The organism is Candidatus Buchananbacteria bacterium CG10_big_fil_rev_8_21_14_0_10_42_9, assembly GCA_002773845.1.
GTDB lineage: Bacteria > Patescibacteriota > Patescibacteriia > Buchananbacterales > 21-14-0-10-42-9 > 21-14-0-10-42-9.
Genome location: PEZZ01000001.1, coordinates 24,377 through 33,444 on the forward strand (window position 1 = coordinate 24,377; position 9,068 = coordinate 33,444).

General features: G+C 44.5%; 6 protein-coding genes. All 6 read right to left on the reverse strand.

Annotated elements, in window-relative coordinates; translation table 11 throughout:
• Window positions 1-3: 3 nt before the first annotated feature.
• The 6 genes from COT81_00135 to COT81_00160 all read right to left on the reverse strand — a co-directional run bounded on the left by COT81_00135 (window position 4) and on the right by COT81_00160 (window position 8,889).
• Window positions 4-3,558: a DNA polymerase III subunit alpha gene (locus COT81_00135; GenBank protein ID PIS05640.1), complete on the reverse strand. Its 3,555-nt coding sequence runs from the start codon at window positions 3,556-3,558 to the stop codon at window positions 4-6.
• A 59-nt stretch (window positions 3,559-3,617) separates the two neighbouring features.
• Window positions 3,618-3,926, reverse strand: coding sequence for a hypothetical protein (locus COT81_00140; GenBank protein ID PIS05641.1), 309 nt, complete (start codon window positions 3,924-3,926; stop codon window positions 3,618-3,620).
• 77 nt (window positions 3,927-4,003) lie between these two features.
• Window positions 4,004-6,397, reverse strand: coding sequence for a phenylalanine--tRNA ligase subunit beta (locus COT81_00145; GenBank protein ID PIS05642.1), 2,394 nt, complete (start codon window positions 6,395-6,397; stop codon window positions 4,004-4,006).
• 170 nt (window positions 6,398-6,567) lie between these two features.
• Window positions 6,568-7,578: a phenylalanine--tRNA ligase subunit alpha gene (locus COT81_00150; protein PIS05643.1), complete on the reverse strand. Its 1,011-nt coding sequence runs from the start codon at window positions 7,576-7,578 to the stop codon at window positions 6,568-6,570.
• Window positions 7,579-7,836: 258 nt separating this feature from the next.
• Entirely contained in the window at window positions 7,837-8,217 is a 381-nt protein-coding gene (locus COT81_00155) for a hypothetical protein (protein PIS05644.1), read from the reverse strand.
• A 183-nt stretch (window positions 8,218-8,400) separates the two neighbouring features.
• Window positions 8,401-8,889, reverse strand: a complete 489-nt coding sequence (locus tag COT81_00160; protein ID PIS05645.1) for a hypothetical protein — start codon at window positions 8,887-8,889, stop codon at window positions 8,401-8,403.
• Between the last annotated feature and the right edge of the window lie 179 nt (window positions 8,890-9,068).

Consider the following 9,068-nt stretch of genomic DNA (forward strand, 5'->3'; position numbering starts at 1 on the left):
ATATTATTTTGTCACGCTTCCCTCCTCAATAATAACATCATTGTCGCCAATTAACGATTCTAATTCATCTTTAAAGGCTAAAGTGCAATTAACCCTATAGTTTGTTGCCACTCTTTTCTCCTCGTCATTTTGGGTAACAATTAAATTAACTTGATAATCGCCGGGGTATTTACAAAATAATCTTTTCATCCGGTCCGCCAGCTCTGCTGTCATAGCCGAGGGTGCAGAAATTGTAATTTGCCCAGCCGCCGGAGCTGACGGCTTGGTCTTAGGGCGTGGTGCAAACGAGCGGGTTGGAGAATTGCCATAACGCGGTGCTTCATTAGCCGCCGCTTGGTCAAGCTTATCAATGACTGATTCAATGTTTTCTATAACTAGCTGCTCAACTGAGGCACAAATTAATTTTAATTCCCCGTCTTTATCAGACACCCGGCAATTCATGATGACTAAAGAATCGTCTTCCCACAGGCTGGGATTTTGCTGCAAAATAGTTGGGAAAACTAAAACTTCAATTGACGAACTCATATCTTCAACTTTAGCAAAAAGCATCGGGTCTCCTTTTTTAGTGGTGATGCGCTTAGAAGTATTAATGACTGCCGCTACCCGATAAGAACGCCTCGGATCGTCAGTTTCGGCCATGATTTGGCTAATTGGCGTAACCACATCCTCCAGCGAGCCGGCAAATTCTTTAAGCGGATGGGCTGAGATGTATAAACCTAAAAGCTCCTTTTCCCAAGCCAATTTTTGTTTATCCGTGGCCGGCTCAACCTCGTCTAAATTTAGCGTTGGCAAACTGGCCTCGTCGGCCATCATCCCAAACAAGCTGATTTGATTTGAATCAGCGTCTTGGTTGATGGTTTTAATAAACTGAAGCATTTTATCTATATTCAATAATAGAGCATTGCGCTCCCCAAAACTATCCAAACATCCAGACTGGATTAAAGAGGTTAATGACTTTTTGTTTAAATCTTTTGATTTAACCCGGCTTAAAAAATCAACTAAATCTTTGTACGGCCCAAATTCTTTGCGTTCTTTAATAATTTCTCTAATCACGGCATCGCCGACGTTTTTAACAGCCCCCAACCCGAAACGAATAGTTTTGGTCGGTTCACCCTCGGCGTAAATAGATGTAAAAGTTGAAAAACTTTGATTTATATCCGGCGGTAAAACCTCAATATCCATTTGTCGACACTCTTCCACTAGCACCGATATGCGGTCAACATCATGCTGGTCGGCGGTTAATAATGAGGCCATAAAAGCGGTTGGATAATGAGCCTTTAAATATGCCGTGCGATACGCAATCATAGCGTAACAAGCCGCGTGTGAACGATTAAAGCCATAACGGGCGAATGGTAAAATAAACTCCCATATTTTTTTGGCGACTGATTCTTTGATTTTATTTTCCACCATACCATCAATCATTTTCTTCTCTTGTTCTTTGAGCAGCTTGGCAATTTTTTTACCTACTGCCTTGCGCAACACATCGGCTTCGGCATAAGAAAACCCAGCCAACTTACGGGCAATTTCCATTACCTGTTCTTGATACACGGCGATTCCATAAGTTTTTTCCAAAATCGGTTTTAACTTGGGATCTAAATATTCAGGCACTTTTAAACCGTGCTTGCCGGCAATATAATCAGGGATAAGCTCCATCGGCCCGGGGCGGTACAAAGACACCATCGCAATAATGTCTTCCAGCTCAGTCGGCCGCAACATCTTAAGATATCGGCGCATTCCTGACGATTCAAGCTGGAAAACGCCGGTGGTTTCACCGCGCTGTAGCAAATCAAAAGTTTTTTTATCCTCAAGCGGAATTTCTTCAATCGTTAGCTCGGTACGGTCAGCTTGATGTAAAATTTCCAGCGTATTTTCAATTAGAGTTAAATTTTTCAACCCCAAAAAATCGATTTTGAGTAACCCCAAATCCTCAATCGCGTGCATTTCATATTGAGTCACAATACTACCCTCGTCGGTGCCAAATTGCCGCGGACAGTATTCGTCGACTGGTTTTTTGGTTACCACTACACCGCATGCATGCGTTGAAGCGTGCCTCACGCAACCTTCTAAGCGTTTAGCGTTTTCAATAAGTTTGCGCCCATCCGCTTCCAAAAACAATGCCTTGACTTCCGGGATGCGCTTAGTCGCCTCCTCTAAAGTCATGCCCATGGGGATTAATTTAGCCGCCCGGTCACAGTAACTATAAGGCAAACCTAAAACCCGGCCGACATCGCGAATCGCGGCCCGCGCGGCCATAGTACCGAAAGTAATGATTTGAGCCACATGATCCTGGCCGTACTTTTGCTCAACATAACGTAACACTTCATCGCGACGAGTATCAGAAAAATCAGTATCAATATCAGGCATGGACACACGTTCAGGGTTTAAAAAACGTTCAAATAGCAAATCATATTTAATCGGATCAATATCTGTGATGCGCGTTAGGTAAGCCACCAAACTGCCCGCCGCTGAACCCCGCCCTGGACCGACTACAATGCCTTGATCTTTGGCCCAATTAATAAAATCTTGAACAATCAAAAAGTATGAGGCAAAGCCCATATTGGCGATCACCGTTAATTCATAGTTCAACCGCCCCTTCACATTAGGATCCAATTTATCCAGCACCACACCGTAACGGTATTGAGCCCCAGCGTCACATAACCGGCGCAACTCGGCATCAGCCGTTACCTCGTCCGGCAATGGATATTCTGGCAAAGTAGTACCGCCAAGCTTGAGCTCCAAATCACACTGATCGGCTATTTTTAAAGTATTCTTAATGTATTCAGGATTGTCTGGCCAATCCGCCTTGACTTGCTCCGGAGTTTTTAAAGAAAAATCATCTCCCATAAACGACATGCGGTCTTTGTCAGACAATAATTTTTTGGTTTGGATGCATAGCTCAATGTCGTGAGCCAAATTATCATCCGGATCGCAATAATGAGAATCAACCGTGGCGACGATTGGAATACCTAGCTTCTTTCCAATTACTTTAACTCCGTCATTAACTAATTGCTGGTCAGGTAAGTTAGGGTGTTTTTGAACTTCCAAGTAATAATTTCCTTCCCCAAATAAATCTCGGTAATCTCCTGCGACTTTAATCGCTTGCTCAAGCTTATCGTCTAAAATTAACCGCGCCACTTGGCCGACCAAACACCCCGACAAAGCAATTAGGCCTTGGTGATGTGTTTGCAATAATTCCCAATCAATGCGCGGCTTATAATAATATCCTTGTAAATGTGAAATGGAAACCAACTTGACTAAATTCTTGTAGCCCTCATAATTTTTAGCAAGCAAAATTATATGGTAAGGGTTAGTATCAATTTTAGGGCGCTTATCTGTGTGTTGATTCGGTGCCACGTAAGCTTCAACCCCAATAATTGGCTTAATGCCAGCCCGCCTAGTTTTTTTATAAAAATCAATCGCGCCATACAAAACGCCGTGGTCAGTTAGAGCCAAAGCCGGCATCTTGGACGCTTTAGCTTTAGCTACCATTTGGTCAATTTTGGTTAAGCCATCAAGCAAACTAAAATGACTGTGGGTATGTAAGTGGACAAATGACATAATTTTAAATCCAAAAGCACGACAAAAGCGTGCTTAATTGATTTTTATTTTAAAAACAATTATTTTTTCTGGCGCGTAGTTTTCTTTTTGCTTTTTGTGCCGACGTTTTTTTCTACCATGTAACCAACTAGCTTCATCGCGCTTTCAGCAATTAATCCTAAATGCCCCGCTGAGCTTTCCAATTTTTCGTGCACCAACTTCAAAATCTTATCCAGCAACGCCATTTTATCATTAAAACTTTTAAGCATGATATTAGCGTTTCGCAAAATCATGGCAAAATAGTAAATTGCCCAACAAGTGAAAATCGCAATCCACAATATCGCGAAGGCAATTACGACTCTTAATAAATCCCCTGAAGTTTCTAGCATAGTGTTTTTATTTTACCCGGCACTTTTATAAATGATGTGCTGAGCCCAACCCTCCTGACGAAAAGGTGCTGGGTTAATTAACGTTGGGTAGCTTTTACCTTATTTTCTAATATTTTAAGAATTTTCGCAACCGCCGCATCAATTTCTTCAGCTTTTAAGGTTCTGTCAGGCGAACGAAACACCATTCTAAAGGCGATGCTTTTTTTACCCACACCAATCTTGTCGTCTTGGTAACTATTTAAAAATTCAACTGATTCCAACAACGGATCGGTAACACTTGCGCGAATTTTGCCCCAAGACACGGTTTCAGCCACTACAATAGCTAAATCGCGCTCGCTTGACGGATATTCAGGCAAAGGCTTATAGGCGTGAGCCTGCGCTTCAACTCTGATTAAGGCGCTCACATCAACTTCCGCGGCCGTGACTTGAGATTTACATCCCAGCGGCCCGGACATATAATCCGGAAAAGTGGCGAGTGCCCCAATTTCACTTTTGCCCAACATTACTTTGTACCAACCTTGTTTAGTATCCTCTAGCACAAAGCCTATGTAACCCAGGCGATTAAAAATCAATTCCAACACGCCTTTTAACTCAATAAAAGCATTTGGCTTCCCGGCCAAAGCTATCGCGGCTATCATTGGTTGGCGCGGTAAATTTTTTCCCTTAAGGCCAGCATCAAATTCACCGTCTTGTTTGTTAAAAGTTTGGCCAACTTCAAACACTTTAATTACTTTTTGCAACCGCTCATTAGCTGCCACGCTTTGGATAATTCCGGGGATTAAAGTGGTGCGTAAAAAGTCTTGGTCGGCGGCGAGTTCATTTTTAACTTTAATGTGGTCTTCGGCTTTCATTCGCATCGCCGCTATTTGTTTCTCGCCGTATAAAGAATAATTTTTAACTTCAAAAAATCCGACGCCAGATAAAATATCTCTTATTTGCCACTCAAGTTGCCGCAATTTATTTTGTGGCGGGTACTCCATATCAACTTGCGGCACGGTGCGGGGCACATTTTCATATCCACACAGACGCGCTACTTCTTCTACGATATCTTCGGGGATGCTGACATCACCAGTCGCACGCCAACTCGGCACCATAACATCTAGCTCATTCTTTTTTTGTTTTACTTCAAAACCTAAACGCTCTAAAACACCGACTATTTTTTTGGTCTCAATTTCCGTGCCGATTCTTAAATTAATAAATTCGGCCGAAACTGAAATGTTAGTTTTATCTTTTTGACTATTGTCCACGTCAACGACTTCAGACACCACTTTAGCGCCGGGGCAAACATCCAAAATTAGTTCCACTGCCCGGGCCATGGCAACATCAGTCATAGCTGGGTCTAACCCTTTTTCAAACCGGGCTGAGGATTCCGTTCTAATGCCTAAGCGCGCGGCGGTTTTACGTACACTAAGCTTTTCAAAGTTAGCTGATTCTAAAATAATTTGCGTGGTATCGTTTTGAATTTCGCTATTCGCTCCGCCCATTATCCCGGCAAGAGCAATTGGCCCCTTACTATCACAAATTAACAAATCTTCGTCGCTCAGGGTGTGGGTTTTATCATCCAGGGTAGTAAACGCTTCTTTATTATTGGCTTTGCGAACCACAATCTCGCGGTCATGAACCTGCCGAGCGTCAAAAGCATGCATCGGTTGCCCTAGTTCCAACATGACATAATTAGTGATGTCAACAATGTTATTTATCGGCCGCATTCCAGCCGCCACTAAACGCTGCTTAATTTTGGTTGGCGATTCTTTAACCTTAATGCCGTCAACTACTACCGCGCTGTATCGCGGGCAAGCGACTTTATCTTTAACGTGTACGGACAACTTCACTTCCGCTGGGCCGGAAACTGTCTTTGGGGAATAGGATTTTAATTTTTGTTCATAGACTGCAGCTAATTCGCGGGCTAAGCCGTAATGTCCCCAAAGATCCGGACGATTAGTAAGCGATTTATTATCAATGTCCAATACTGGTTCTGATAAGTCCAAGGCGTCAGCTAAATTTTGCCCGACTTTATATTTGCCGGCCGATAAATCTACTAACACTCGCTCATCGTCGGCCGGAAACAAATCTTCCAATTCAATTTCGGCGGAAGTGCAAATCATTCCGTCTGATTTTTGCCCGCGAATTTCCGCTGATTCTAATTTCACCGGGTCCCCTTCCCCGTGCCACAACACTTCAGCGCCAACTTTAGCCAAGACGCACAGCATGCCTTCCCGCAAATTACTGCCGCCGCAAACGACTTGGTACGTTTTTTTGCCATCTGTTACGTCAGCCAATTGCAATTTATCGGCTTGAGGGTGCGGACGAATTGCCTCAACTTTACCAATCACTATGTTTTTCAATTTTTTTTGCCAATCTAAAACACCTTCTACTTCAACAATTGAAGTAGTAATTTTTTCTGCCACTTCAACCGGATTTATCCGCGGCAATGAAGTAAAATCTTTAATCCAATTAAGTGAAACTTTCATCTATTTAAAATAATTTATAGCCCCTCTCCGATGACGGAGAGGGTTGGGTGAGGTTACGAACTTCCCAGCCTCACCCTGTCCCTCTCCCGCGGGGAGAGGGAACCCTACTTTATAGCTCTGACCGAATATAGGCTTATGCACGTTATTAAAATTGATAGTAATTTCTCTAGCTAATTAAACTGTTTTAAAAAGCGTAAATCGGACGACATTAACAGCCTGACGTCATCAATGCCGTATTTCATCATCGTTAGCCGGCTCAAACCAAAACCAAACGCCCAAGCGTTGTATTTTTCAGGATCCACTTTACCGGCGCGTAATACATGAGGATGCAAAAGCCCCGATCCCATGAATTCAACCCAGCCAGTTTGCCCGCAAGTGCGACAGCCCTTCCCCGCGCACACCCAACACGACAAATCAACCTCTAAACTTGGCTCAGTAAAAGGAAAATAACCGGGGCGGACGCGAGTTTTAAATTCTTGGCCAAAAATCGCTTTCAAAAAAGTATCCACCATGGCGATTAAATTACCCACCGTAATATTTTCACCAACCATCACCCCGTCAATTTGATAAAAATGAGAATCGTGTGAAGCGTCCGTCGCTTCATACCGATACACGCGGCCCGGGGTAATAGCCCGTAACGGAGCGCCGTATTGACGCATTAAGCGCACATCGTTCGGCGTAGTGTGAGTACGTAAGACTGTATGGTCATCAATATAAAAAGTGTCTTGTAAGTCCCGCGACGGGTGGGTTTTGGGAATATTCAAAGCTTCAAAATTGTAAAAATCGGATTCCAATTCAGGCCCGTCAGCAATAATAAAACCCATAGAGGAAAAAATTTCTTCCATTTGACGTTGAACAATTGAAATTGGATGTAACCCGCCGACCTCAACCTTTTTACCGGGCAAAGTATAGTCAATATTGCTTTTTGCTTTAGTTGGCTCGCCATATTGTTCTTTAGCTTTCACCACGGCTGCCTCCAAAATCTGCTTAACCTCATTAACTTTTTTCCCGACTTTAGGTTTTTGCTCTGGCGATAATTGCTTCACGCCCTTCATGACTTGAGTCAATTTACCCTTGCGGCCCAAATACTTGTTTTCCAATTGCTCAACTGTCCCGGCATCTTTAGCTTTTTTCAGTTCAGCTAAAACCTGTTCGCGTAATTGTTCTAATTCTTTTTCCATACTTTATTTGTCATTGCGACTTTTTTAGTCCTCCCATGCCTGCCCTGAGCGAAGGCCAGTCTGACTGGCCGAAGTCGAAGGGTTAAGGGGAGGTTGGAGGGGTTAGATAGGTCCTCTCGTCCGAAGCCACGTTTGGCGGGCCCCCTCAAACGGGTCACGTCCTCCCTCGGCGGAGTTTACCCCGTACTTTATGCGGGACTCGGAACGACATTTTTCATAACCCCCTCGCACCCCCCCTTGACAGGGGGAGATTATAGGTCATCCAAAATCTCTTTTAAGCGAAGCAAATACTGTTTCTAAAATAGTGATAATTAATACGGCTAAAAGCGCCGACCACCACGTAAACAAACCTTGCGAATTAAAAATCAGTAAACCGACAACCAAAATTGAAATCATAGTTGCTTGCCGCCACGAGTTGCGAAATTTGGCAATCACGATCCGGCCGGTTTTGCGCCTTAGGCGAATCGCAAAAATAATTAGGAATAGCGTGCCGATAAGCGCTAAAAATAAACTTATGAAAAATAAAATCACACCGACAAGCGAACCTTCCGGATTGACATTTAGTAATACATTGGCCCACGTCGCCCAGTAAATAACTGCCGAAACTACAGTGATAATTAAAAACAAGATAATGCTCATATCTTGGAGCAATTATACCAAAATACTCCATAAACGTCATCCCCGACCTGATCGGGGACCCAGGATTAAAACTGGATTACCGTTTCCACGGAAATGACAGAAAAAAGCGAAAGCCGCGGTGCACACGCGAGGTGAACACCGGCTCCGCTTTGTCGGCGGGCTGGGCGGTGTGAGGGGCGACGGTCAGTTGGCCACTGCGGCGGGCGCGCAGACGAAGCAGGTGGCTTCGTCGAGCAGTGCCCGTAAGGCCGCCGGATCAAACTCCGCCGGCAGCCAGGAAACCGACTCTTTCAGCTCACGGTTGAGCTTGTCGTCGGTCACGACCAAGGTGGTGATCGGGCTGAGCTTTAGGCGCCAGTACGACACCCACGTAGCCACCTCGCTTTGCGTGACGACTATGACCATGTTACAGGTCATCGCCCCGATGTGCTCCAGCTTCGCCAGGCTGTAGCCCCGGAACATGTCCAGGCCGCAGTCATGTCGCTGAAGCAGGAACGCCCCGATGTTCGGCGGGACCTGGACGCTTTCGTCCAGAATGCAGCCAATGACTTCCGTCATCAGCCCTGCCTCATCTCCGATGACGAGGATCTTGAATGGGTCGCGCTCGCACAGCGAGCGGACCAATTCATCGGGCGTGTCGTCAGGGGCCAAAAAACGTTCTAAGTCGAACATACAGACTCCCTTCGACGCTTGGCGTCGGTGGAAAACCATTACCAACAAAACGGTGCGCGGAAAATAGCAAAAAAGTAAAGGTTTGTCAACCCTTTTGGGTAATGTGCACACACATATTGCACTTTTTGCTACTCTGGGGGCATATGTCAAAAACTATGCCCAAATCAACCAAAGAAGAA

Coding starts and splice junctions, on each gene's coding strand:
- COT81_00135 (PIS05640.1), bottom strand. CDS start 3,558: ATGTCATTTGTCCACTTACATACCCACAGTCATTTTAGTTTGCTTGAT.
- COT81_00140 (PIS05641.1), bottom strand. CDS start 3,926: ATGCTAGAAACTTCAGGGGATTTATTAAGAGTCGTAATTGCCTTCGCG.
- COT81_00145 (PIS05642.1), bottom strand. CDS start 6,397: ATGAAAGTTTCACTTAATTGGATTAAAGATTTTACTTCATTGCCGCGG.
- COT81_00150 (PIS05643.1), bottom strand. CDS start 7,578: ATGGAAAAAGAATTAGAACAATTACGCGAACAGGTTTTAGCTGAACTG.
- COT81_00155 (PIS05644.1), bottom strand. CDS start 8,217: ATGAGCATTATCTTGTTTTTAATTATCACTGTAGTTTCGGCAGTTATT.
- COT81_00160 (PIS05645.1), bottom strand. CDS start 8,889: ATGTTCGACTTAGAACGTTTTTTGGCCCCTGACGACACGCCCGATGAA.